This is a genomic window from Pedomonas sp. (assembly GCF_036515995.1).
Lineage (GTDB): Bacteria > Pseudomonadota > Alphaproteobacteria > Sphingomonadales > Sphingomonadaceae > Pedomonas.
The window spans coordinates 1-22613 of record NZ_DATBUP010000140.1; the positions used below are offsets into that span (position 1 = coordinate 1).

21 protein-coding genes and 1 pseudogene are annotated in these 22613 nt (G+C 64.5%); 7 read left to right on the top strand and 15 right to left on the bottom strand.

Annotated elements, in window-relative coordinates; genetic code table 11:
* Nucleotides 1-34: 34 nt before the first annotated feature.
* The 3 genes from VIG90_RS10715 to VIG90_RS10725 all read right to left on the bottom strand — a co-directional run bounded on the left by VIG90_RS10715 (nucleotide 35) and on the right by VIG90_RS10725 (nucleotide 6088).
* Nucleotides 35-4624, bottom strand: a complete 4590-nt coding sequence (locus VIG90_RS10715) for an AAA family ATPase (protein ID WP_331593505.1) — start codon at nucleotides 4622-4624, stop codon at nucleotides 35-37.
* Nucleotides 4625-4699: 75 nt separating this feature from the next.
* The gene (locus tag VIG90_RS10720; RefSeq protein ID WP_331593507.1) at nucleotides 4700-5434 is read right to left on the bottom strand and encodes a thioredoxin domain-containing protein; all 735 of its coding nucleotides are present in this window, start codon (nucleotides 5432-5434) and stop codon (nucleotides 4700-4702) included.
* 90 nt (nucleotides 5435-5524) lie between these two features.
* Nucleotides 5525-6088, bottom strand: a complete 564-nt coding sequence (locus VIG90_RS10725) for a DUF721 domain-containing protein (protein WP_331593508.1) — start codon at nucleotides 6086-6088, stop codon at nucleotides 5525-5527.
* Nucleotides 6089-6115: 27 nt separating this feature from the next.
* Here VIG90_RS10725 and mutY point away from each other — a divergent pair, with 27 nt between their 5' ends.
* The 3 genes from mutY to VIG90_RS10740 all read left to right on the top strand — a co-directional run bounded on the left by mutY (nucleotide 6116) and on the right by VIG90_RS10740 (nucleotide 7719).
* Nucleotides 6116-7210 carry an A/G-specific adenine glycosylase gene (gene mutY, locus VIG90_RS10730; RefSeq protein ID WP_331593509.1) on the top strand — a complete coding sequence of 365 codons (1095 nt, stop codon included), beginning with the start codon at nucleotides 6116-6118 and terminating at the stop codon, nucleotides 7208-7210.
* 136 nt (nucleotides 7211-7346) lie between these two features.
* Nucleotides 7347-7481 carry an Entericidin EcnA/B family protein gene (locus VIG90_RS10735; protein WP_331593510.1) on the top strand — a complete coding sequence of 45 codons (135 nt, stop codon included), beginning with the start codon at nucleotides 7347-7349 and terminating at the stop codon, nucleotides 7479-7481.
* A gap of 103 nt (nucleotides 7482-7584) precedes the next feature.
* Nucleotides 7585-7719 (top strand): entericidin A/B family lipoprotein, encoded by a 135-nt coding sequence (locus VIG90_RS10740; protein ID WP_414695491.1) that lies wholly within the window; start codon nucleotides 7585-7587, stop codon nucleotides 7717-7719.
* Between the two features lie 104 nt (nucleotides 7720-7823).
* Here VIG90_RS10740 and VIG90_RS10745 read toward each other — a convergent pair whose 3' ends face one another.
* From VIG90_RS10745 to VIG90_RS10760, 4 genes are all read right to left on the bottom strand, one after another.
* A complete protein-coding gene (locus VIG90_RS10745) occupies nucleotides 7824-8903 on the bottom strand; it encodes a site-specific DNA-methyltransferase (RefSeq protein ID WP_331593511.1) in 1080 nt (359 codons plus the stop codon).
* A gap of 219 nt (nucleotides 8904-9122) precedes the next feature.
* Nucleotides 9123-9764: a ribonuclease HII gene (locus tag VIG90_RS10750; RefSeq protein WP_331593512.1), complete on the bottom strand. Its 642-nt coding sequence runs from the start codon at nucleotides 9762-9764 to the stop codon at nucleotides 9123-9125.
* A gap of 196 nt (nucleotides 9765-9960) precedes the next feature.
* Entirely contained in the window at nucleotides 9961-10437 is a 477-nt protein-coding gene (locus VIG90_RS10755) for an energy transducer TonB (RefSeq protein ID WP_331593513.1), read from the bottom strand.
* A 239-nt stretch (nucleotides 10438-10676) separates the two neighbouring features.
* Nucleotides 10677-11744 (bottom strand): PA0069 family radical SAM protein, encoded by a 1068-nt coding sequence (locus tag VIG90_RS10760; RefSeq protein ID WP_331593514.1) that lies wholly within the window; start codon nucleotides 11742-11744, stop codon nucleotides 10677-10679.
* Nucleotides 11745-11851: 107 nt separating this feature from the next.
* On the opposite strand from VIG90_RS10760, the gene VIG90_RS10765 reads away from it, so the two are divergent.
* Complete coding sequence (locus tag VIG90_RS10765; protein ID WP_331593515.1) at nucleotides 11852-12331, top strand: hypothetical protein; 480 nt, start codon at nucleotides 11852-11854, stop codon at nucleotides 12329-12331.
* Nucleotides 12332-12376: 45 nt separating this feature from the next.
* On the opposite strand, the gene VIG90_RS10770 is transcribed toward VIG90_RS10765, so the two are convergent.
* Nucleotides 12377-13015 (bottom strand): FMN-binding negative transcriptional regulator, encoded by a 639-nt coding sequence (locus VIG90_RS10770; RefSeq protein ID WP_331593516.1) that lies wholly within the window; start codon nucleotides 13013-13015, stop codon nucleotides 12377-12379.
* Nucleotides 13016-13302: 287 nt separating this feature from the next.
* On the opposite strand from VIG90_RS10770, the gene VIG90_RS10775 reads away from it, so the two are divergent.
* Together VIG90_RS10775 and VIG90_RS10780 are read left to right on the top strand one after the other, a co-directional pair.
* Nucleotides 13303-14304, top strand: coding sequence for a TerC family protein (locus tag VIG90_RS10775; RefSeq protein WP_331593517.1), 1002 nt, complete (start codon nucleotides 13303-13305; stop codon nucleotides 14302-14304).
* 222 nt (nucleotides 14305-14526) lie between these two features.
* On the top strand, nucleotides 14527-15075 hold the full coding sequence (locus VIG90_RS10780; RefSeq protein ID WP_331593518.1) for a GNAT family N-acetyltransferase: 549 nt from the start codon (nucleotides 14527-14529) through the stop codon (nucleotides 15073-15075).
* 231 nt (nucleotides 15076-15306) lie between these two features.
* On the opposite strand, the gene map is transcribed toward VIG90_RS10780, so the two are convergent.
* The 4 genes from map to rpsD form a co-directional block, all read right to left on the bottom strand.
* On the bottom strand, nucleotides 15307-16050 hold the full coding sequence (map, locus tag VIG90_RS10785) for a type I methionyl aminopeptidase (protein WP_331593519.1): 744 nt from the start codon (nucleotides 16048-16050) through the stop codon (nucleotides 15307-15309).
* Nucleotides 16051-16076: 26 nt separating this feature from the next.
* The gene (locus VIG90_RS10790; protein ID WP_331593521.1) at nucleotides 16077-17633 is read right to left on the bottom strand and encodes a 2-isopropylmalate synthase; all 1557 of its coding nucleotides are present in this window, start codon (nucleotides 17631-17633) and stop codon (nucleotides 16077-16079) included.
* A 308-nt stretch (nucleotides 17634-17941) separates the two neighbouring features.
* Nucleotides 17942-19180, bottom strand: a complete 1239-nt coding sequence (locus VIG90_RS10795) for a tetratricopeptide repeat protein (RefSeq protein ID WP_331593522.1) — start codon at nucleotides 19178-19180, stop codon at nucleotides 17942-17944.
* A gap of 78 nt (nucleotides 19181-19258) precedes the next feature.
* Nucleotides 19259-19873, bottom strand: a complete 615-nt coding sequence (gene rpsD, locus VIG90_RS10800) for a 30S ribosomal protein S4 (protein ID WP_331593524.1) — start codon at nucleotides 19871-19873, stop codon at nucleotides 19259-19261.
* Between the two features lie 237 nt (nucleotides 19874-20110).
* Here rpsD and VIG90_RS10805 point away from each other — a divergent pair, with 237 nt between their 5' ends.
* Complete coding sequence (locus tag VIG90_RS10805; RefSeq protein ID WP_331593525.1) at nucleotides 20111-21034, top strand: DMT family transporter; 924 nt, start codon at nucleotides 20111-20113, stop codon at nucleotides 21032-21034.
* A gap of 19 nt (nucleotides 21035-21053) precedes the next feature.
* On the opposite strand, the gene VIG90_RS10810 is transcribed toward VIG90_RS10805, so the two are convergent.
* From VIG90_RS10810 to VIG90_RS10820, 3 genes and pseudogenes are all read right to left on the bottom strand, one after another.
* Nucleotides 21054-21233 (bottom strand): hypothetical protein, encoded by a 180-nt coding sequence (locus VIG90_RS10810; RefSeq protein WP_331593526.1) that lies wholly within the window; start codon nucleotides 21231-21233, stop codon nucleotides 21054-21056.
* 51 nt (nucleotides 21234-21284) lie between these two features.
* The gene (locus VIG90_RS10815) at nucleotides 21285-22058 is read right to left on the bottom strand and encodes an RNA methyltransferase (protein WP_331593527.1); all 774 of its coding nucleotides are present in this window, start codon (nucleotides 22056-22058) and stop codon (nucleotides 21285-21287) included.
* Nucleotides 22058-22613 (bottom strand): annotated as a pseudogene (locus tag VIG90_RS10820) (glutamate--tRNA ligase); the annotation flags it as partial. The gene VIG90_RS10815 and the pseudogene VIG90_RS10820, both read right to left, overlap by 1 nt.

Consider the following 22613-nt stretch of genomic DNA (forward strand, 5'->3'; position numbering starts at 1 on the left):
GGCCCGCCGTTTCATCTTCGAATCCCGCCTGTGCCTACTCAGCCGCCAGCAGCATTTCGGCGCGCTGAAGGTCCACCGACACCAGCTGGCTGACGCCGCGCTCTGCCATGGTGACGCCGTAGAGGCGGTCCATGCGGCTCATGGTGACGGCGTTGTGGGTGACGACGAGGAAGCGGGTGTCGGTCTTCTTCGTCATCTCGATCAGAAGATCGCAGAAGCGCTCGACGTTGGCGTCGTCCAGCGGCGCGTCCACTTCGTCCAGCACGCAGATGGGAGCCGGGTTGGTGAGGAACACCGCGAAGATGAGAGCACAGGCGGTCAGCGCCTGCTCGCCGCCCGACAGCAGCGAGAGGGTTTGCAGCCGCTTGCCCGGCGGCGAGGCCATGATCTCGAGGCCGGCTTCCAGCGGATCATCGGATTCCACCAGCGCAAGGTGGGCCTGACCACCGCCGAACAGGCTGGTGAACAGGTGCGAGAAGTGGCCGTTGACCAGCTCGAACGCCTCCAGCAGCCGCTGGCGGCCTTCGCGGTTGAGCGTGCCGATGGACGAGCGCAGCTTGGCGATGGCGGTTTCCAGCTCCGAGCGCTCGTTGATCATGGTGGTGCGCTGGGTCTCCAGCTCTTCCAGCTCGATCTCGGCGCGCAGGTTGACCGCGCCCAGACGTTCGCGCTCCATGCGCAGACGCTCCAGGTTCACCTCAAGCTCGCGCATCGGCGGCAGAGTTTCCTCGGCCGGAACCTCGATGGTCTGGAGGAGGAGCGGGGGCGGGCACTGGAACTGCTCGCCGATCAGAAGCGCCAGCTCCTGACGACGGGCATCATAGTTCTCGACGGCCGTTTCCAGGCGGGCGCGCTGTTCGCGGGCCTGCGCCAGCAGCTCGTTGGCCTGCCGCAGGTCGGTATCCTTGGTGCGCAGGCGGGTCTCGGCCTCGGCCAGAGTGTCGGCCGCCTTCTTGCGGCGCTCCTCGGCCTTGGTGATCTCGTCCGCAAGGCCAAGGCGCTGGGCCTCGATCTCGGCGGGACGGGCCTCGATGCTCGACAGCTCGGCCTCGGCGGCGGCCTTGCGCTCGGCCAGAACCAGCAACTGCTCCTGACCGCCTGATAGGCGGGTGGCCCAGGCCTCGCGCTCGACGGCGATGGCTTCGATTCGCTTCCGGTCGCTTTGCAGCTGACGCAGCAGGGTGTCGAGCCCGGCGCGGGCAGTGGCCAGATCGGTGCGCAGTCTTTCCACGAGACGGCGCTGCTCGCTCACCTGCTCGGCAAGCTTGTCCGTATCCGGCAGAGCATCCACCGTTTCCTGCGTTGCGGTGCGCTCATTCTCGCGCAGGGCGATTTCATCGCCAAGGCGGCGGGCGGTATCGGCCAGACCTTGCAGGCGAGTGTCGCGCTTGGCGGCTTCCTGCTGCAGGTGGGTGAGGCGACGGCGGGCTTCGGCCAGCGTCTGCTCCAGCGCGGTGCGGCGGGCGCGGGTCTCGCGCTCGGCGGCGATGGCTTCATCCACCTTCACCTGAGCCGCGTTGATCAGGTCCTGCGCGTGCTTGTCAGCAGCGGCAATAGCGGCCTCGACCCTGGCCTGAACGGCGGCGACGGTTTCCTGGGCTCGTGCATCAGCGGCCTGAATTTCCGCCTCGATGCGGGTCTGGACGGCGGCGATGGCTTCCTGCGCGGCACGGGTGGCGGCTGCGATGCCGCTTTCTGCCCGGGCCTGCACTTCGTTAATAGCATCCTGCGCGTGCCGGTCCGCCGTGGCGATTTCAGCCTCGACGCGGGCCTGAATGGCGGTGATGGCGTCCTGCGCCTTCTGGTCGGCAGCAGCGATCTCGGTCTCGGCGCGGGCCTGCACCTCGGCAACGGCTTCCTGCGCCTTGCGGTCGGCGGCCTGAAGTTCGGTCTCAACGCGGGTCTGGACGGCGGCGATGGCCTCCTGCGCCTTGCGGTCAGCGGCCTGAATCTCAGCCTCGAGCCGGGCTTGAAGAGCCGCGAGGGTTTCCTGCGCCTTTTTATCGACAGCGGCGATGGCGGTCGCACCGGCGCTCTGGGTTTCGTCGTGGCGCTTCGTAGCCGCGGCAAGAGCGGCGGTAGTCTCCTCGATCACCGTCTTGAGGCGTGCCTCGGCGCTTTCCAGTTCGGCAGCGACGGCGGTGCGGCGGTTGCGCTGCGACAGGCGCTCCTGTTCGGAGCCGCTCTGGGGCGCGGCGGCATAGAAGCCATCCCACCGCCACAGCTGGCCGTCCTTGCTGACCAGGCGCTGGCCGGGAGCGAGCTTGGCGGCGAGGGCAAGACCATCAGCCCCGTTCTCGATCACTGCGATCTGACGCAGACGGCGGGCAAGACCGCCGGGGGCCTTGACCAGATCAATGAGCGGGCGCGTGCCTGCAGGCAAGGGCGCATCGGTTGCCTCGATGGCGACTTCCGGCCAGCGGCGCTTGGCATCGCCGCCGACAGGCGCGTTCAGGTCTTCGCTCAGCGCCGCACCGAGGGCGGCCTCGAAGCCGGGTTCGACCGAGAGCTGGTCGATGACCGGCGTGCCGCCTGCCTTTTCCTGACGGGCTGCCAGCAGGCGATCCAGCGTCTGAAGTTCGGTGCGGAGCGACGCCACGGAGCTTTCCGCCTCGCGGCGCTCACGCGTGGTGGCCTCGCGGGTGGCTTCCAGCGCCTGTCGCGCAGCCTGTCGCTCGGCTTCAACCGTGGCGCGAACGGATTCGCGCTCGGTTTCCAGCTCCTGACGGGTGCGGGTGCGCTCTTCCTCGGCGCGGGCGCGAACGGCATCGCGTTCGCCCAGAGCCTCGGTGCGGATGCGCTCACGCTCGGCTTCCAGCTGCTGGCGGGTGGCCTGACGTTCGGTTTCCGCCTCGACGCGGACGCGCTCGCGCTCGGCCTCGAGGCGGGCGCGGACGGCATCGCGCTCGGCTTCGGCCTCGGAGCGGACCTTCTCGCGCTCGGCCTGCAAGCGGGCGCGGACGGCATCGCGCTGGCCTTCGGCCTCGGCCCGGACCTTCTGGCGCTCAGCTTCCAGAGCGGCGCGGGTGGCATCGCGCTGACTTTCGGCCTCGGCACGGACGCGCTGACGCTCTTCCTCGGCTCCGGTGCGAATGGCTTCGCGCTCGGCTTCGGCTTCGGCGCGGACGCGCTGGCGCTCGGCCTCCTGTTGGCGACGGACCCCGTCACGCTCGGCTTCCGCCTCGGCGCGGGTCTTCTGGCGATGGCTTTCCGCCTCGATGCGCACCTTCTCGGCCGCAGCGATGCGTTCGGACTGTTCCCTTAATGCCTCTTCGGTCTGGCGGACGGTCTCTTCCGTCTCGGCAAGGCCGGCGCCATCGCTGGCGGCTTCGGCCTCCAGCCGGGTGCGCTCGGCAGCAACACGGGCGAGGTCGTCCTGCAGGCGGGCGATGCGCTGGCGTGCCGCCTCGATCTGCGTTTCCAGCGCGCCCTTCTGGGCGAGTACCTGTGCGTTGTGCTGGGTCAGTTCGTCGAGCTGGCGTTCGCCATCGGATGCTGCGCTTTCGGCGGTGGACACGGCAGTGCGGGCGGCGGCCTCGCGCTCGGTGTCTTCCGACAGGCGGGCCTCGATCTCGGCCTTCTCAGTCGCCAGCCGCTCAAGGGCGGCAGCGCCGTCCGCCTCAAGTGAGGCTTCGCGGGTCTGGTCCCGGATGATGTCTTCAAGCTGGCGGGTCAGCTGTTCCCGCCGCTCGGTGATGCGCTTCTCTTCGGCAGCCAGTTCGTCCCGCGCCAGCGTCAGGCGCTGGAGCGCAGCGGCGGCGTGGGCTTCTTCCTGCCGCAGGTTCGGCATGTCGGCGGCGACGCTAGCCTGCTCGCCGGTGAGGCGGGCGGTAGCGCCGGTCCACTCAGCCACGGCGGCATCGACCGCCTTCAGCTGCTCCTCGCTCTCGGCAAGGCGCTGGGCGGCTTCCTGCCAGCGCTGGAACAGCAGGATGGCCTCGCCCTTGCGGATGTCCGCCGAGAGGGTGCGATACTTCTCCGCCTGACGGGCCTGGCGCTTCAGCGCGCCGACCTGGCCTTCCATCTGGCCGAGCACGTCATCGAGGCGGGTGAGATTGGTCTCTGCCGCGCGCAGGCGCTGCTCGGCTTCCTTGCGCCGCGTATGCAGACCGGAAATGCCGGCAGCCTCTTCGAGGATGGCGCGGCGCTCGGTCGGCTTGGAGGTGACGATGGCACCGATGCGGCCCTGGCTGACGAGAGCGGGCGAGTGCGCGCCGGTGGCGGCGTCCGCGAACAGCAGCTGGACGTCCTTCTGGCGCACGTCCTTGCCGTTGATGCGGTAGGCGGAACCCAGATCGCGCTCGATACGGCGGGTGACCTCGATCTCGTCCGTATCGTTGAACTGGGCGGGGGCGCGGCGCTGGGCGTTGTCCAGCAGCAGGGCGACGTCCGCGAAATTGCGGGGCGGGCGGTTGCTCGTCCCCGCGAAGATCACGTCTTCCATTTCCGTGCCGCGCATGGACTTGGCGCTTGATTCGCCCATGACCCAGCGCAGCGCTTCCAGAAGGTTGGACTTGCCGCAACCGTTGGGACCGACGACGCCCGTCAGGCCCTCCTCGATCCGCATTTCGGTGGGATCAACGAAGGACTTGAAGCCAGAGAGCCTGAGACGCTTGAATTGCACGCCGGTGTTCTTTCCTGTTGGCCAGAAGCCGCCCGCTGGCGGGCCGCCTCTGGCCAGATGAGTTGAGAGCCCAGATTACTTGAGGGCGGAATCCAGCCGGGCCTTTACGTCTGCCCAGGTGTTCACGCCGTCCAGCTTCTTGCCGTTCAGCGCGAAGCTGGGGGTGCCAGTGATCTGATACTTCTCTACCGCGTCCTTGCGCATATCGGCCAGCTTCTTGATCTCGGCCTGATTGGTCAGGGCCTGATCGAACTTTGCCTTGGGGATGCCGAGGCGGCGGACGTATTCGTCAAGCTTGCCCAGTTCGGCCAGAGCCTTGATTTGCTGCTGCTGCGGCACGGTGGCAAGCTGCTTCTGCTGCGCTTCGGTGACGGCCATGAACGGCTTCACCCACTGGTCCTGCCGGGCGAAGAAGGCGTCCAGCAGCGGGAAGAAACGCTTCGGGCCCTGAGCGCGCGCCAGCAGGGAGGCGGCGTAGTCCGGGCCGGTGAGGATGAAGTTGCGGAACTCGTACCGCACCTTGCCGCTCTTGATGTAGTCATTCTTCAGCGGGTCCATCGCCTGCGTGTGGAAGTCGCGGCAGTGGGGGCAGGTGAGGGAGGCGAACTCGATCAGGGTTACGGAGGCCTTGGGATTGCCCATGGCAAAGCCGCCCTCGGGCGTTGCCTGCACCACGGTGGTCCAGTCAACGGTCTTGGCGGCCGTCTTGGTGGCAGCGGTCTGCGCCGAGGCGGCGGAAACGCCCGCACCCAGCAAACCGATTGCGGCCACCGCCGCAAAGCTGACCGTGACAAGATTCTTCTTCAACATCTCGTAGCCTTTCGAGATTGCATGCCTAATTCTAGTGGCAGCGTGGAGTATTGTCTCGGACCCGGTATCCTGCCAAGCCCATTGTGGTGGTTATCCACAAGCTTTTGGACGCGAAAGGACCAAACGGCCCAGCCGTTCGAGGGCGTCGGCAAGTGACTGATCCTTAACGCCACTCACGGCCTCTTCAAGCACCTTTGCCTCCTGCGGCGCAAGAGGCGCGGTGGGGGTTTCGCTCAGGGTGGCGAGTTCAGGCACCGGGCCTTGCCGCAGCGCGAGCCGCTCGACGGCGGCATAGCCGAAGAAGCGGTTCACCCGCTCGATCACCTGCGACTGAACGTGATTGAGGTGCAGGGCGAAGGGGCCGTCCACCTGAATGGTGAGGGTGCCGCCCCGGCGCTGACCGGGCGGAAAGCTGAGCTTGACCGGCAGACAGTAGCGGGCGAACTCGGGCCCGACGATCTCCTTCCAGCGGGAGACGACGGAGGCCTGCACGAAGCCCTGCTTGCGGATGACCTTGTCCGCCACCAGCGCGGTGAGATCGGAGACACGGGTGACGGCGCGGCGGCGCTTGCTCCTGTCATAGGGAGGCTTGCCTGAGCCCGAGGTGGCCTCGCCCGGTTTTCCGGGCGGCCGAGTGGAGGATGACTTGTTCACGCCCCACCTTATGCCATAGGTGAGGGGATGTCCGTCCAGATCCTTCTCTCAGAACCCGACGTATCCCGGTCACTGCTCGACTGGTATGACCTGAATGCCCGCATCCTGCCGTGGCGTACGCCGCCCGATGCCGTCTCAAAAGGGGCGGCAATGCCTGACCCCTACGGCGTGTGGCTGTCCGAGATCATGCTGCAGCAGACGACGGTGGCCGCGGTCATTCCCTATTACGAGCGGTTCCTTGCCCGCTGGCCGACGGTTGCTGATCTGGCCGCGGCCCCGCTTGACGATGTGCTGCACGCCTGGGCGGGGCTGGGCTACTACGCCCGCGCCCGCAACCTGCATGCCTGCGCGCAAGCCGTAGTGCGCGATCACGGCGGCCGTTTCCCCGCAACAGAGGCGGAACTGCTGAAACTGCCGGGCATCGGGGCTTATACGGCAGCGGCCATTGCCAGCATCGCCTTCGGGCAGCGAGCGGTGGTAGTGGACGGCAACGTGGAGCGGGTGGTCTCCCGCCTGTTCGCGCTGGAGGAGGAATTCCCCGCCGCGCGCCCGCGTCTGCGGGAGTTGACGGACAGCCTGACGCCGGACCGGCGCGCCGGGGATTTTGCGCAAGCGATGATGGATCTGGGCGCAACCATCTGCACGCCGCGCTCTCCTGCCTGTGGGGCCTGCCCGGTGGCGAGCGGGTGCGCCGCCCGCGCCTCTGGCACGCCGGAGCGCTGGCCGCTGAAGGCACCCAAGGCGGAGAAGCCGACACGCCACGGTCTGGTGTTCTGGCTGGAGGCGGATGGTCATGTGCTGCTGCGCCGCCGCCCGCCGAAGGGGCTGCTGGGCGGCCTGCCGGAGTTGCCTACGTCAGATTGGACCGCAACGCCGGTGGGTAATGGCTGGCATCTGATGGATCAGGCCCCAACGGAGGCGGAGTGGGCGCTGGTGCCCGGGGGTGTGCGCCACACCTTTACGCATTTCCATCTGGAGCTGACGGTTGCCCGGGCGGTGCTGCCGCGCCGGATCAACCCAGAGCAGGGTTTCTGGCATCCGGTGGCGGCGATCGAGACCGCGGGCCTGCCGACGGTGATGGTGAAGGCCGTGCGCCATGCGCTGACGCCCCGACTGGTTTGAGCCGGATTGGTTTGAGGTGTTCTGAGGTGCCGGAACAGGGGCTTTTCGGCCAAGCGCAGCCAAGCTATTCAGCATGTGGCAAGGTCGTGACGGCCTATAAGGGCCGGGAACGTGTGACGTGGATGGAGCAAGCAAGATGAACAAGTTCGTGGCGGCTGTTGTGCTGGCGTGTGTTGCCTTTGGCGCGACCGCCTGCAACACCGTGAAAGGTCTGGGGCGCGATATCGAATCCGTCGGTCGAACCGGCGAGGATGTTATCAAAGGCAACTGATTGGCTTAATAGCCAAAAATACTGTCCGGCCCGGGTGGGGTCGGGAACTTTATGACGGATGCGGACTTACCTTCTGTGACAGTCAATGCAGGAGCAAGTCATTATGTCTTCACTGATCCGGCTCATGCTCGTTTCGGCTCTCGCCTTGGGCGCAGCAGCCTGCAACACCGTTCAGGGCGCCGGCCAGGACATCGAGTCCGTCGGCAAGGAAGGCGAAGAGGTCATTAAGGGCGATTGATGCCCTGAAGCTTCGTCTGCCAGCTTAAAGAAAAGCGCCGTCAGGTCGAGCCCGACGGCGCTTTTTCGTTTCAGGATCGGAGTTCTGAAACGGTCAGGGAATCCTCAGGCGGCGGCCATGCTGGCGCGCAGCTTCTGGCGGTAGGCGTCGATTGGCACCAGCTTGCCACGCTGCTCTACATGCCAGAAGGTCCAGCCATTGCAGGCGGGCGCGCCCTGCACCCTGGCACCGATCTGGTGGATCGAGCCGGTGGCGTCGGCAATGGCGAGCGAGCCGTCCGCCCGGACCTTTGCCGAGTAGCGGCGCTGCGGATCGGTGAGCACGCTGCCGGGCTTGAGCAGTCCGGTCTCGATGAGCGCGCCGAAGGGAATACGCGGTTCCTGCCGCTTGGAGGTCATGGTTGTCACCGCATCGGGGCCGAGCGCTTCCACCTTGGCGATACGGTCGCGGGCGATGGAGACGTAGCGCTCCTCCCGCTCGATGCCGATGAAGTCGCGGCCCAGCCGCTTGGCAACCGCGCCGGTGGTGCCGGAGCCGAAGAACGGGTCGAGCACGGTGTCGCCCTGCCGGGTGGAGGACAGGATCACCCGGTGCAGCAGGCTTTCCGGCTTCTGGGTGGAGTGGGCCTTCTCGCCATCGACGCGCACGCGCTCCGCGCCCGAGCAGATGGGCAGGTGCCAGTCAGAGCGCATCTGCAGGTCTTCGTTCAGCGCCTTCATCGCTTCGTAATTGAACGTGTACTTGGCGTTCTGCGACTTCGAGACCCACAGCAACGTCTCATGCGCGTTGGTGAAGCGGGTGCCCTTGAAGTTGGGCATGGGGTTGGCCTTGCGCCACACGATGTCGTTGAGGATCCAGTAGCCCAGATCCTGCAGGATCGCGCCGACGCGGTAGATGTTGTGGTAGCTGCCGATCACCCAGAGGGTGCCGTTGTCCTTCAGGACCCGGCGGGCGGCGGCCAGCCACTCACGGGTGAAGCGATCATAATCGGAAAAGCTGGAGAACTTGTCCCAGTCATCGGTGACGGCATCGACCTTGCTGTTGTCAGGACGCAGCAGTTCGCCGCCCAGCTGAAGATTGTACGGCGGGTCAGCAAAAATCATGTCCACCGAGCCTTCTGGCAGGCGGTTCATCATTTCAATGCAGTCGCCCATGAGAATCTGATTGAGCGGCAGCGAATTCATGTTGTTGACCCTTGACCTGAAACTTCAAAACTTCGGCTGGACATGCCGAGCGGCCAAAGTGATTCGCTGATTCGCAAAGGTCAATGCTTCGATTCGCAGCCGGAATCAGAACGATTCCGCCGAGTCGCGGCGAAACGACTCGTCGTTGCGACTCGGATACAACTTGTAGAGTCGCGATTCGCTTGGAGACTCAAGATGATGCGGTGTTGCCGAAAAGACTCACTCGGCAAGTTCTTGCGGAAGCAGGGCTTCGAAGGCTGCGCGAACCGGTGAAAACGAGCGCCGATGGTGGGGTGTCGGGCCGATTTGCCGCAGCGCTTCGATGTGTTCGGCAGTGCCGTATCCGGCGTTGCGTTCCCACCCGAAGCCCGGATGTTCGGCAGCGAGCCGGTCCATAATCCGGTCCCGAGTCACTTTCGCGACGATGCTGGCGGCGGCGATGGAGAGGCAGGTGGCGTCTCCCTTCACCACGGTGTGACAGGGCATCTCAAGTCGGGGCGCGCGATTGCCGTCCACCAGCGCGACGGCGGGCGGGATGGGCAGGGCCTCCACCGCGCGGCGCATGGCAAGGAAGGTGGCCTGCAGGATGTTGATCTCGTCGATCTCCGCCGCGCTGGCTTCGCCGACGCCGACAATGGCCTGTTCCAGAATAGCTTCCATCAGCGCTTCCCGCTTCGGGCGGCTGAGGGTCTTGGAATCATGGATGCCGCAGGGGAGGCGATCGACGTCGAGAATGACGGCCGCGGCCACCACGGGCCCGGCGAGCGGGCCGCGCCCGGCCTCGTCGATGCCGACGATCAGCCCGCCGCAGGTGGCGGCATGGGTGAGCTCAAGCTCCAGCGTCGGGATCGTCCTGGCCATGCGGGCTTCAATACATCCGCCGCAGGCGCGTGCAACAGGGCAAGCGGGGGATTGAGCCAAAAAGGGTGCGGGAGAGCTGGGGTAAGCTCTCCCGCAGGCAGGGCTACGATAGTCCCGGGGCCGGTGAGTAAAAGCCCCGGTTGTTATCCGACCCGCGAGGGGGCGGGCCGGATCCTTGCTAAGGACAGCGGGGGCCTTACTTCGCCGAAGCGAGGGCCGTCTCCGGCTGTTCCTTGAATGCCTCGGCCAGCTGGACTTCCTGCTCGGGCGTGCGAGCGATGCCAAAACCGACCTGAAGAGTGATGTTGCGGGGCGTTGCGGCCTGCGGCAGCGGGGGGAGCTTGTCCAGCTTCTGCACCGCCTTGAGCGCGGCCTTATCCAGGCCTGCGTCCCCGGTCGAGCGGGCGATGGAAACATCCTTCAGCGTGCCGTCCGGCGATACGGTGGCGGAGATGCGGGCCAGGCCCTGCTTGCCTTCCCGCAGCGCGAAAGCGGGATACTGAATGGTCTTGTCCAGCTGGGCCTCGGCATGGCTCACCCACTCGCCTACAGAGGCCGGGGCTTCAGCGCGGGCATCGGTGGCGGTGGTGGCCAGCATGGTGGCAACCGTCAGAGCGATGGCGGAAAGAGCGCAGGTGGACTTCTGGAAGCTGAAGATCGAGGACAGGGTCATGGCGTTTCTCCGAAATGGGCGTTGGGGGGGGCTGACTGCACTGGTACTCGGTGGCCGCTACTCACTGGGTTCGTCGTGTTAGTGTGTTAGTCATGTACAACAGTAGCAGAATAAAACAATAGGAAACGGGTACACCATCGATGAGTCGCGCGGATTCATCGACGAAATGAGTGAAAAGCGGGTTTCAGGGTGTCTTAGGGGTGTATGAGAGGGTGTGTTGCACCCCTCTCAGGCCAGACTCAGAAGAGAGACAGCTGCGGACCCTGCGGGGCGCGGAAGTGGCTGACGGACAAGGAGAAATCGTCCCGCAGCAGGTTGTGGCGCGCGCAGGCGGCACGGAATCGGGCGCGCAGCATCTGGGCATAGGCGTTGCCGCCGCCGGTCATGCGGCTGCCGAATCCCGGATCGTTGGTGCGGCCGTCCCTGCTCTGGCGCAGGAGCGAGAGCACCCGCTCGGCCCGGTCCGGCACGTTGTCGTGCAGCCATTCCTCGAACAGCCCGGCCACTTCCCACGGCAGGCGCAGAAGGATTGTGGATGCGCCGCGCGCACCGACTTTGGCGGCAGCCTCGATGATGCGCTCAATCTCATGGTCGGTCAGGCCGGGAATCAGCGGGGAGAGGAACAGGTTGACCGGCACGCCTGCCTCGCTGAGCAGCCGAATGGCCTCGATCCGCCGCTTCGGCGTCGAGGCGCGCGGCTCCATCAGGCGGGCCAGGCGGTGGTCAAGCGTGGTGACGGAGATGTTCACGCTTACCAGTTGCCGCGCCGCCAGCCGTGCCAGCAGATCAATGTCTCGGGTAACGCCGAAGTTCTTGGTGGTGATGGTAACCGGATGCCCCGTGCGGTCCATCACCTCCAGAAGGCTGCGGGTGATGGCGTAGCGCTTCTCGACGGGCTGGTAGGGATCGGTATTGGTGCCCATGGCGATGGGCGAGGGAGTGTAGCCCCGCTTGCCCAACTCCTTCTCCAGCAGCGCAGCAGCGTCCGGCTTGGCGAACAGCTTCGTCTCGAAGTCCAGCCCCGGCGAGAGATCCATGTAGGCATGGGTGGGACGCGCGTAGCAGTAAATACACCCGTGCTCGCAGCCCCGGTAGGCGTTCACCGAGCGATCAAACGGCAGGTCCGGGCTCTGGTTGCGGGTGAGGATGGTTTTGGGTTTCTCGATGGTGATTGTGGTCGCCAGCGGCGGCAACTCATCAGTAACGCCCTCCGCGTCCAGCCAATCGCCGTCAGGCTCTCGGTCAGGAAGGTTGAACCGTGCACTTGCCCGGTTGTTCGTTGCCGCTCGTCCACGCGTCTGGGTCATAGGCGAAATAGAACATAACAGGAACGATCTGGCAAGTAGCTGTTCGAATGGCAGGAGTGGTGTATGCTGTTTAAGTTAGCGGCTCGTTCTTGTGATATCGGAAAACAATGGAACTCTCTGATAGTCATTATTGGAAGGTTGTACGTTTTTTTTATGTGATTTTTGCCCTTATGCTTGCTATTGCGGTGATAACGCGTGACAAGCCGACCTATAATTTGCGAAATGATCTGGTTGTGGGATGCTACGGGACCAATAATGGCCCAAGTATTTCTCTGAATTCAGACGGTATGAAGATTCTTCAGGGTGAATTCCCTAGGATTGGATTTCACCTGGAAGCAAGTAAAACCGGTATTGACCTGGTTTCCCACGCACCTCTCGAAGCTGAGATGACGCCAGACGGATACCGGTTTCGCATTCAGAAGAGGGGCCTGGCTACAATCTCGCCCTTCTACAAAGTCATAAATGGTCGTGCCTATCCGACGTTCGACACTGCAGGCTCGGATGGGTTTCAAATGCTGAGTTCTGACGGGGCGGTGCTGAATTATCAGTCAGTTGATCCGGTGTTCTGTGAGGAGACGCTGCCTTGATAAAGGTGTCTGACCAGCTTTAATTCCACGCTGATGCGCCTTGCGTCAGAGCAGGTCCCGGCGGTGGGTCTCGATGAGGTCGGCCATGGCGGGGGCGTTGTCTTCGTGGCGCAGGCCGTCCGCCACGCCCTGCCGATCGGTGCTGGAGCGGTTCTGGCTGACCTTCCACTTGCCCTCGATCCGCTCGATGGGGATTTCCAGCCCGACGATGCCTTTCAGCAGACTGGCGATGAAACACTCCGGCGCATCGGAGACTTTCCACGGGTCCGGGCGATGATTCTCCTGTGTCTCGGTGAGGTGGGAAATCTGTTCGAGGAGCCAGTCCGCACTGTCGATCACCTGCGGCAGGCCCCGGACCTGCACCATGACGTAATTCCAGGTGGGGACGACCTTCTTGTGCTCCTGCTTCGAGGGGTACCATGAGGGGGACACATAGGCCTGCGGCCCCTGGAACAGCACCAGCGCCTCCGGGCCTTCGCACAGATCTACCAGTTGCTCGTTCGCCTTCGCCAGATGGGTGCGCAGGATGGCGCTGCCGTTCCCGTCTTCGACAAGCGTGAACGGGAGCAGGTTGGCCGTCAGCCCGCCCGAGCCGTAGGTGATCAGTGTTCCCAGCGGATGGGCGCGGATGAGGGCGTGCAAGACCTCGGGGCGATCTTCGCGGAAGGCGGGTGGCCGGTACATGCTTGCTCCTGCTGCATGTTAGCGGTGCAGCCTAGCACCGGTTGCGCACGGTATCGAGGGCGGGACAGGCGCAGCAATCCCACTATTTTCCGAGTGTGCCCCCTTGACCTCAGAGCCATCAGGGGCCAATTTCCGCGTTATGCGGGCCGGGCCCCTCTGGCGTGTGGCGCAAGGCCATACGTGATGTCGGACCGCATCGAGTGCGCTCGATGCTGGGTCCGGGTTTTTGCCCCCTCCAAATCAATCATTCGCGCGCCTCGCAGGGAAAACTCTGATTGGAGAGGCATATGCCCGAGTTGCTTTCAGGGGTGCTGGGGAACCTCTGGCTGGGAACGCCGGTCTGGATGTGGCTGACGTTTCTGGGAATTGTGGTCACGCTGCTCGCTGTTGACCTTGGCATCGTGCACAAGGACCAGCACGAGATCGGCGTGAAGGAGAGCCTGGCGCTTTCGGCCGTTTACATTACCCTTGGCCTTGCGTTCGGCGGCTGGATCTGGTGGCAGATGGGCTCGGAAGCCGGTGCCGCCTACGTGACCGGCTTTGTCGTCGAGAAAAGCCTGGCGATGGACAACGTGTTCGTCATCGCCATGATCTTCAGTTACTTCGCCATTCCGCGCCTCTATCAGCACCGCGTGCTGTTCTGGGGTATTCTGGGCGTGATCGTGCTGCGCGGCATCATGATCGGCGCGGGTGCGACGCTGGTCGCCGAGTTCAGCTGGGTGCTGTACCTGTTCGCAGCGTTCCTGATCCTCACCGGCATCAAGATGTGGCTGTCCGCCGAGGAGGAATACTCGGTGGGGGACTCAAAGCTGCTGAAGTTCTTCCGCCGCCACCTGCGCGTGACGGACCAGCTGCACGGCGACAAGTTCTGGGTGCGCCAGACCGACCCGAAGACCGGCAAGATGGCGCTGTTCATGACGCCGCTGATGCTGACGCTGCTGATGGTGGAATTCGCGGACGTGATCTTCGCGGTGGACTCGGTGCCGGCGATCTTCGCCATCACCACCGATCCGTTCATCGTCTACACCTCGAACATCTTCGCGGTGCTGGGCTTGCGCGCCCTGTACTTCGCGCTGGCGGCGATGGTGCATCGCTTCCACTACCTGAAGTATGCGCTGAGCGTGCTGCTGGTGTTCATCGGCTCCAAAATCTTCATTGCGGATCTGGTCGATATGCCGGGCGGCAAATTCCCGCCGAGCGTGTCGCTGGCCATCACCTTCGCCATTCTGGCGGCCGGCGTCGGCTACTCGCTGTGGAAGACGCGCAGTGATCGGATCGCCGCCGAGTAAGGCGCGCGGTTGATCAGCAGAAACGGGGCGGGCCTTGCACGTGCGAGGGCCCGCCCTTTTTTGTTGCGCCCCTCTGCCGAACCACCGGAACAGGGGGGATGGACCGTGGCTGCAATGGGGTAGCCGTGCGTGCCTTTTCCGCCAGGAACGTTATAAGCTTCACGAACCAACGGTGCGGTTTCATCACCGGCCCTGGAGGCGACAGGAGTGAATTTAAATCCAATGTTTCAGTCGAGCGAACAGCAGCTTGCCGAGCCGTTAACCCGTCAGCTCAAGACGTTGCGGCTGACCGCTCATCCCATCAGTCTCAGCGACTTTGACAGCATCCGACTGCTGCATCGCGATCAGACCGTCATGCGGACGCTCTCCCCCACCGGCAAGCCGTGGAGCGAGGAAGAAACCGCCGACATGATCGTGCGCTCGATGGACAGTTGGGAGACCAAAGGCGTCGGCCCCTGGGTGTTCGAGTTGGATTATACCAACACGTTCATCGGCTACTGCGGCCTGAAGCCGGAGACGATCGATGGCGAGCCGTGCTTCGAGCTGCGCTACGCCGTGCGCGCTTCCCAGTGGGGGCAGGGCTATGCCACTGAAATGGCCCGCGCCGTGCTGTACTTCAAGCTGATCGCGGACATCACGCTGCCTATCGTCAGCACCGTATCGGCAGGCGATGATCCGGCACGGCACGTCATCGAGAAGCTGGGCTTCGTGTTCGACAAGGTGATCGAACGCGGCGGGCGCGACCACGAACTGTTCCGCCTGAAGCGCTGACGCGCGGGCTCGTTTATTTCAGAATATTCCTTCGTGGGGGTCCGTAACCCCCACACCCCCTTTCGTTTGAAAGGGCCGGGTTTCAGGAGCGCGCTGCAAGCGCGATCGATCAAAAAGCTGAAATGAATACACCGCCGGTCTGTCAGGCGAATGTACCCAAAAACCGAATGGGAGCGCGAGGGCCAAGCCCCTCGCAAAAAATAAGAAATCAGAGAATTATAAACCCAGCCGTCAGGCCGTCAGGATGATCGGCGCGCCGCGGGTGACGACGATGGTGTGCTCGAACTGGGCCATGGGGGCCATGTCGGCGGGGTAGAGCGACCAGCCGTCGTCCGCTTCCACGATCTTGGCGTTGCCGGTGGTGAGGAACGGCTCGACGGTGATGACGAGGCCTTCCTGCAGCTTCTGGCGGGCGCTGCGGACGTAGTGGTTCCAGACGGTGGGCTCTTCATGGATGCTGCGGCCGACGCCGTGGCCGGTGAGCGTGTTGCACACCTTGAAGCCGCCTGCCTTGGCCTCGGCTTCGACGCGGCGGCCGATCTCGTTGATCGGCTGGCCGGCCTTGGCGCCGTAGATGCCCTTGGTCATGGCGCGTCTGGTGGTCTCCAGCAGCTTGGCCTGCTCGGGCGTGGCCTTGCCGCCGACGACCATGGAGGCGCCGCTGTCGGTCCAGTAGCCGTCCAGATCCAGCGAGACGTCGATGTTGATGAGGTCGCCTTCGCGCAAGGGGCGCTCGTCGGGGATGCCGTGAGCGACCACGCCCTCGATGGAAATGCAGGTGGCGCCGGGGAAGTTGTAGGCCGCGCGCGGGGCCGAGCGGGCCCCGGCGCGATCCATCATCTCCTGTGCCATGCGGTCGAGTTCGAGGCCAGTCACGCCTGCCTTCGCCTCGTTGAGCATGGTGCGCAGAATGTCACGCACCAGTGCTCCCGAGCGCTTCAGGCCAGCGAGTTGGCGTTCGTCTTCAACCGTCACGGTTCGGCTCCGTCTGTTCGGCGAGCTCAGGCGCGGGTACGCACGCCCTCGCTCGGGTCCACCTCATGCTTGGTACGCTTCAGCACCAGCTTGTTCAACGCATTCACGTAGGCGCGGGCGCTGGCGACCATGGTGTCGGCATCGGCACCCTGACCCTGCGTGGTGCGGCCGTTCTCCTCCAGACGCACGGTGACTTCCGCCTGAGCATCCGTGCCCTGCGTGACCGCATGGACCTGATACAGCTTCAGGTTGGCGTCCTCGTGCGGCACCAGCTGGCGGATGGCGTTGAACAGGGCATCCACCGGGCCGTTGCCCTTGGAGGCCGCGATCTTCTCCTCGCCGTCAATGCGCAGCGTGACGATGGCGCGCTGGCCGTTGGAGCCGCAGTAGATTTCCACCTCGGCGACCTGAATACGGTCATGCGTGCGCAGGGTTTCATCATCGACCAGAGTGATGATGTCCTCGTCGTAGATGTGCTTCTTGGCATCGGCCAGCGCCTTGAAGCGCTTGAAGGCGTCCTGGAACTCGTTGTCCGACAGGGTGTAGCCCAGCTGGTCCAGCTTCTCGCGGAAGGCGGCGCGGCCGGAGTGCTTGCCCATGACCAGATTGTTGGCGGTCAGGCCGACCGACTCTGGCGTCATGATCTCGTAGGTCTGCTTGTCCTTCAGGACGCCGTCCTGGTGGATGCCGCTTTCGTGAGCGAAGGCGTTGGCGCCGACGATGGCCTTGTTCGGCTGCACGGAGAAGCCGGTGATGGCCGAGATCAGGCGCGAGGCGCGGGTGATTTCGGTCGTCACGATGTTGGTGGTGAAGGGCATGACGTCGGCGCGGGTGCGCAGCGCCATCACGATCTCTTCCAGAGCGGCGTTGCCCGCGCGCTCTCCGATGCCGTTGATGGTGCATTCCACCTGACGCGCGCCGCCCTGAACGCCTGCCAGCGAGTTGGCGACGGCCAGACCCAGATCGTTATGGCAGTGGGTGGAGAAGATCGCCTTGTCGCTGTTCGGCACGCGCTCGATGATCGAGCGGAACATGGCGCTGTAGGTCTCGGGCGTGGCGTAGCCCACCGTGTCCGGCAGATTGATGGTGGTCGCACCGGCGTTGATGGCGGTCTCTACCGCGCGAGCCAGGAAGTCCGGGTCAGAGCGGGTGGCATCTTCGGCCGACCACTCGACGTTCGGAGCCAGATTGCGCGCGTGGCTGACCGAGGTGCGGATGGCTTCCAGCACTTCTTCCGGCTCCATGCGCAGCTTCACGCGCATGTGCAGGGCGGAAGTCGCGATGAAGGTGTGAATGCCGGGGGACTGTGCATGACGAACGGCGGCCCAGGCGCGGTCAATATCGCCCAGTGCAGCGCGCGACAGGCTCATCACGGTCGCCTTCTTGCACTGGCGGGCCACTTCGCTGACGGCCTCGAAGTCGCCTTCGGAGGCAATGGCGAAGCCGGCCTCGATCACATCGACGCCCAAAGATTCCAGCTGAGCGGCAACGCGCAGCTTCTCTTCCAAGTTCATGGAGCAGCCGGGGGACTGCTCGCCATCACGCAGGGTGGTATCGAAAATCTTTACGGTGTTACCGGTCATGTCGGGTCTCGTCTTTATGAGAACTCAAGATTCATGCTGCGCCTTAAAACCCCTTAGGCGCCGCCAAGACCGAGACAGGCCGGCAGACTGGCGCCTAAGGGCGCATAAGTCGAAGCAGCTGAGCACGACCAATAGCAGTGCGACCGGCGGTAATGGCCGGGACCGTAAAGGCAGAAATGGTCGTCACGAATGTCATGCTGCGTTCCTATTACGGACCGGCATATATGTTCAACGCCCCGTTGTAAACAGGGCGTTGAACTTTTCGAATTCCAAACCCACCCTTGCGGGTGAGATCATTTCACGGCTGTTCAGTCGAACGAGCGGTTGGCCAGCCAGTCGCGCCGGGCGTTGAAGCTGGCCTCGATGGCGGCGATGTCCGCCGCGCCCAGCTCCGGATGATAGACCTGCGTGTGCAGCACCATCACCGGCGCATCGGTGCGGTTGACCAGCTTGTGCTCGAAGGTGTCGTCGAACACCAGCGGCTCGCCGATTGTCCAGTTGCGGACGCTGCCGTCCACCTCCACACCGGCTTCGCCAGCGCCTGCCACCAGCGGCAGGTGAATGGTCAGGTGGGCGTTGGACTGGCCGAACACCAGCTGACGCTCCGCACCCGGCGCGAGGATGACCAGACGCACGTCTGCCGGGCCGTTGCCGGCCTTGCCGAGGTTGAGTTTGCCTAGTGCCGCTTCAAGTGCGGGCAGGGCGTCCAGCGCTTCCTGACGCTCGCCATTGCGATAGAGAAACACGGAGCGGACGGAGCTGTTGGCCATGACGGCGGGCAGGCCGGGCGCACCGGGCTCGCCATCCGCCTCAAGGTCGATGTTTGCAGTGGCTTCGGCGCGAATGGCTTCCGCGCTGGCTGCAAAGTCGGCAAGGCCCGGAACGGTGGCAGCGTCATGCACGGCGGCGGCGGGCAGGTCGGGCAGGTAGAACAGCCACGGCTGCTGGCCGGGCGTGGTATACTCGAAGCGCTCCAGCGGGATCTGCGGCCAGATGGCGCTTGCAATCCGCTCGGACGCCTTGGCGGCGTCCTTGTGCTGGGCGTTCAGATGGGCGCGCAGCAGCACGTCCGCATCGCGCACGCGCTGGGCGGCGGCCGGGAAGACCTCCGGCGCGTAGCCGTACTCGATGAAGGTGGGATCCTGCTGGAAGGCGAGGGAGACGATCTGCGCCGCCTTGTCCTGCTTGCCGCGGCGGGCGAGGAGGATGGCGAGATAGACCGCCGCCATGTGGTTGGCGGGGTCCGCCACCAGCGCATCGCGGTACAGCTTTTCGGCCTGCTCCGGCAGGTTCTTCATTTCCAGCGCCTCGCCCAGCATACGGCGGGCGTTGCTGTTCGCCGGTTCGGCCTTGATCAGATCGGCCAGGAACTGGATGGCAGCATCGAACTGGCCGCTTTGGAGGGCGTAGTGCGACAGGAAATTGAGGGCGCGGCGGTCCTTCGGATCCAGACGCAGCACGTTCTGGAACAGGGTGACGGCTTCTGCGACCTTGCCGGAATTATAGGCTTCGGTTGCCTGAAGGGCGAGTTTTTCTGACTGTCTCATGGGACCGTACAAAAGCAGGAACGCCCGCGATTTGCAATCGCGGGCGTTGTCCGTACTTCTTGCCGAAAGGCGAAGAAATTAGCGCGAGTAGTACTCGACGACCAGGTTCGGTTCCATGCGGACCGGGTACGGCACTTCGTCCAGCGTCGGGATGCGGACGAAGGTCACCTTGGACGGGCCGTCGTTCTGCAGGTAGTCGGGAACGTCACGCTCGGCGGAGCCCAGCGCTTCCAGAACCACTGCCATTTCCTTGGCGCGCTGGCGCAGCTCGACAACGTCGCCGACGCGGATGCGGGCCGAAGCGATGTTCAGGCGGCGGCCGTTCACCAGAACGTGACCGTGGTTCACCAGCTGACGAGCGGCGAACGGGGTCGCGGCGAACTTCGCGCGGTAAACGATGGCGTCCAGGCGGCTCTCGAGCAGACCGATCAGGTTCTGACCGGTGTCGCCCTGCACGCGGACGGCTTCAGCGTACACCTTGCGGAACTGCTTCTCGGTGATGTTGCCGTAGTAGCCCTTCAGCTTCTGCTTTGCGCGCAGCTGAATGCCGAAGTCGGACGGCTTGCCCTTGCGGCGCTGGCCGTGCTGGCCCGGGCCGTAGGAACGCTTGTTCACCGGAGACTTCGGACGGCCCCAGATGTTTTCGCCAAGGCGGCGGTCCAGCTTGAATTTCGAAGTCAGACGCTTGGTCATGACAATCCTTCCAATCGTTCTTTTGTTACGTCCAGGTCCTCAGAACACGCCACTGGCCCGTAAACCGGCCAATGCGGACACCGCTTCACTGAGGGTGCGGGTCCATCGGAGCGAACGGGCCTTATACGGGCCTGCGCGGGAAAGTCAATTTCAGAAGGAGCAAACACTGGCACAGCGCGTGGCCGAGGCGTATGAGGCGCGCCTTGGCGGATAGGTGCGTTAGTGGATCGGGTTCGGATGGACACGCGTAAGGAACTGGACGGGCGGGCTACGGGGCTCATGCTCATGCTGTGCGTGCTGTGGGCCTTGCAGCAGGTGGCGATCAAGGCGAACGCGCAGGACATTGCGCCGCTGCTCCAGCTTGCGCTGCGGTCCGGTATCGCCGCAGTACTGGTCGGGCTGCTCATGCTGTTCCGCCGCGAGCGGCTGACTGTAAAGGGCGGCATCTGGCGGCCGGGTCTCCTCGTGGGACTGCTCTTCGCGCTGGAGTATCTCTTCGTTGGCGAAGGGCTGCGCTACACCACCGCCTCCCACATGGGCATCTTTCTCTATACCGCGCCGATCTTTGCGGCGCTTGGCCTGCACTGGAAGCTGCCGTCAGAGCGGCTGAGGCCGATCCAGTGGGGCGGCATTCTGCTGGCGTTCGGTGGCATCGTGGTGACCTTTGCCGGGCGAGGGGACTCGGCGACAGACATGCCGCTGATGTGGCTGGGGGATCTGCTGGGCATTGCCGGGGGCATGGCCTGGGCGGCAACGACGCTCGCGGTGCGGTTCTCGTCCCTCTCGCGTGCGCCGGCGACCGTCACGCTGCAATATCAGCTGCTGGGCGCGTTCGTGATCCTGCTGGTTGCAGCACTGGCAACGGGGGAGACGACGCTCCAGCTCAACGTGCGATCCGTGAGCATTCTCGCCTTCCAGTCGGTGGTGGTGTCCTTCGTCACCTTCCTGATCTGGTTTGCGCTGCTGAAGGTCTATCTTGCCTCAAGGCTCGGCGTGCTGTCGTTCCTGACGCCGCTGTTTGGCATCGGCTTTGGCGTCTGGCTGATGAACGACCCGCTCGACTTCAACTTCGTCGTGGGTTCCCTGATGGTGCTGGGCGGCATCCTGCTGGTGAGCGGCTCGGAATGGCTGCTGCAGGCAAGGCGCAGGATGGCCGCATAGCCGGAATAGCCGGACGGCGTCAGCGCATCTTGCTGATGGTCAGGCCCAGTTCCTTGGCGCGGGCCTGTACGCTTTCCTCGCTGCGGCGCAGCGCCTTGGCCACGCCCTTCAGGGTTTCGCCCTTGGCGGCGAGACGGCGCAGCTTGGCGGTCTCGTCCATCGTCCACGGCTGACGGTGCCTTACGAAATCATCGGCCATCGTGCCAAATCCCTTGTTGGAGAGGGGCAGGGGCCCCTCTTGCCAGAACGCTTATTCGCCGGAGATCTCTCCGGAACCCTGGATATCGCTGGCAGGCTTGCGGTTGAGCTCGCCTGCCAGGCAGCGCATGACGCCGCGCAGGGTGCGCACTTCCTGGCCGGTGAAGCCGGGGCGCTCGAAGATGTTGCGCAGGGTGCGCTTCATGCTTTCGGTGCGGTGGTCCGGATGGAAGTAACCGCGCGGCTCCAGCAGATCGTTCAGATGATTGATGAGCCCGTCCAGCGCCTCGCGGGTGGCAGGGCCTTCGTAGTCGCCCTCAAGGCGTACCGGGGGCGTCGTGTCCTGCTGGCGGTACCACTCATAGGCGAGGACGATGACCGCCTGCGCCAGATTGAGCGAGCCGAATTCCGGGTTGGTCGGGATGGAGATCAGCACGTCGCCCATCGCCACCTCTTCGGTGGTAAGGCCCGTACGTTCCGGCCCGAACACGATGGCGCTGCGCCCGCCCTGGGCGGCAAGCTGGTTCATCTGCTCGACCGCGCCGCCCGGCGTGGTGGTTTCCTTGATCATGCGCCGCAGGGTCATGGCGGTGGCATAGACGCGGTTGCAGTCCGCCACGGCGGCTTCCAGCGTGTCGAACAACTCGGCCTTGTCCAGCACCACGTCCGCGCCGGAGGCGGCAGGACCGGCGGCCGGATTCGGCCAGCCGTCGCGCGGCTCGACGAGGCGCAGGTGGCACAGGCCGAAGTTCCACATGGCGCGTGCGACCATGCCGATATTCTCGCCCAGCTGCGGGCGCACGAGTACGATGACAGGTTGGTTCATTAGACGGTCAGACGTTCCAGAGCGGCTTCGCGGCCGATGCGCACAAGAAGAGGGGCCATTTCCGGACCGTGCGGTTCGCCGGTGAGGGCGAGGCGCAGCGGCAGGAAAAGCTCCTTGCCCTTGCGGCCAGTACGCTCCTTGAGCACGCCGGTCCAGCGCTTCCAGATGTCATCCGCCCACGGCAGGGCATCGAGAATGGCCTTGGCGGTCTCGATGAACTCGGCGTCCTCAATGACGGAATTGACCGGGCCGGTGACAATCTTCCAGACGGAGGCGATGTCTTCCAGCCGGTCGATATTCCCGCGCAGCAGCAGCCAGTCGGCTTCCGTCATGCCTTCCGGCAGGCGGTGCTGAACCGCTGAAAAATCAAGATGATGCAGGATCTTGGTGTTGAGCGCGATGAGGTCCGCCTCATCGAACAGGGCGTTGGCCTTGTTGAAGCGGGACCAGTCGAACGTCTCCACCAGCGCGGCGCGATCGGTCACGGGCTCGATCGGCAGCGAGGTACCGAGGCGAGCGAGATAGGCGATCAGTGTTAGCGGCTCGACGCCCAGT

What these genes read in the sequence shown, in the direction of transcription:
- VIG90_RS10720 (WP_331593507.1), bottom strand. Translation starts at nt 5,434, where the DNA reads ATGTTGAAGAAGAATCTTGTCACGGTCAGCTTTGCGGCGGTGGCCGCA.
- mutY (WP_331593509.1), top strand. Translation starts at nt 6,116, where the DNA reads ATGTCCGTCCAGATCCTTCTCTCAGAACCCGACGTATCCCGGTCACTG.
- VIG90_RS10735 (WP_331593510.1), top strand. Translation starts at nt 7,347, where the DNA reads ATGAACAAGTTCGTGGCGGCTGTTGTGCTGGCGTGTGTTGCCTTTGGC.
- VIG90_RS10740 (WP_414695491.1), top strand. Translation starts at nt 7,585, where the DNA reads ATGTCTTCACTGATCCGGCTCATGCTCGTTTCGGCTCTCGCCTTGGGC.
- VIG90_RS10745 (WP_331593511.1), bottom strand. Translation starts at nt 8,903, where the DNA reads ATGAATTCGCTGCCGCTCAATCAGATTCTCATGGGCGACTGCATTGAA.
- VIG90_RS10750 (WP_331593512.1), bottom strand. Translation starts at nt 9,764, where the DNA reads ATGGCCAGGACGATCCCGACGCTGGAGCTTGAGCTCACCCATGCCGCC.
- VIG90_RS10755 (WP_331593513.1), bottom strand. Translation starts at nt 10,437, where the DNA reads ATGACCCTGTCCTCGATCTTCAGCTTCCAGAAGTCCACCTGCGCTCTT.
- VIG90_RS10760 (WP_331593514.1), bottom strand. Translation starts at nt 11,744, where the DNA reads ATGACCCAGACGCGTGGACGAGCGGCAACGAACAACCGGGCAAGTGCA.
- VIG90_RS10765 (WP_331593515.1), top strand. Translation starts at nt 11,852, where the DNA reads ATGGAACTCTCTGATAGTCATTATTGGAAGGTTGTACGTTTTTTTTAT.
- VIG90_RS10770 (WP_331593516.1), bottom strand. Translation starts at nt 13,015, where the DNA reads ATGTACCGGCCACCCGCCTTCCGCGAAGATCGCCCCGAGGTCTTGCAC.
- VIG90_RS10775 (WP_331593517.1), top strand. Translation starts at nt 13,303, where the DNA reads ATGCCCGAGTTGCTTTCAGGGGTGCTGGGGAACCTCTGGCTGGGAACG.
- VIG90_RS10780 (WP_331593518.1), top strand. Translation starts at nt 14,527, where the DNA reads ATGTTTCAGTCGAGCGAACAGCAGCTTGCCGAGCCGTTAACCCGTCAG.
- VIG90_RS10790 (WP_331593521.1), bottom strand. Translation starts at nt 17,633, where the DNA reads ATGACCGGTAACACCGTAAAGATTTTCGATACCACCCTGCGTGATGGC.
- VIG90_RS10795 (WP_331593522.1), bottom strand. Translation starts at nt 19,180, where the DNA reads ATGAGACAGTCAGAAAAACTCGCCCTTCAGGCAACCGAAGCCTATAAT.
- rpsD (WP_331593524.1), bottom strand. Translation starts at nt 19,873, where the DNA reads ATGACCAAGCGTCTGACTTCGAAATTCAAGCTGGACCGCCGCCTTGGC.
- VIG90_RS10805 (WP_331593525.1), top strand. Translation starts at nt 20,111, where the DNA reads ATGGACACGCGTAAGGAACTGGACGGGCGGGCTACGGGGCTCATGCTC.
- VIG90_RS10810 (WP_331593526.1), bottom strand. Translation starts at nt 21,233, where the DNA reads ATGGCCGATGATTTCGTAAGGCACCGTCAGCCGTGGACGATGGACGAG.
- VIG90_RS10815 (WP_331593527.1), bottom strand. Translation starts at nt 22,058, where the DNA reads ATGAACCAACCTGTCATCGTACTCGTGCGCCCGCAGCTGGGCGAGAAT.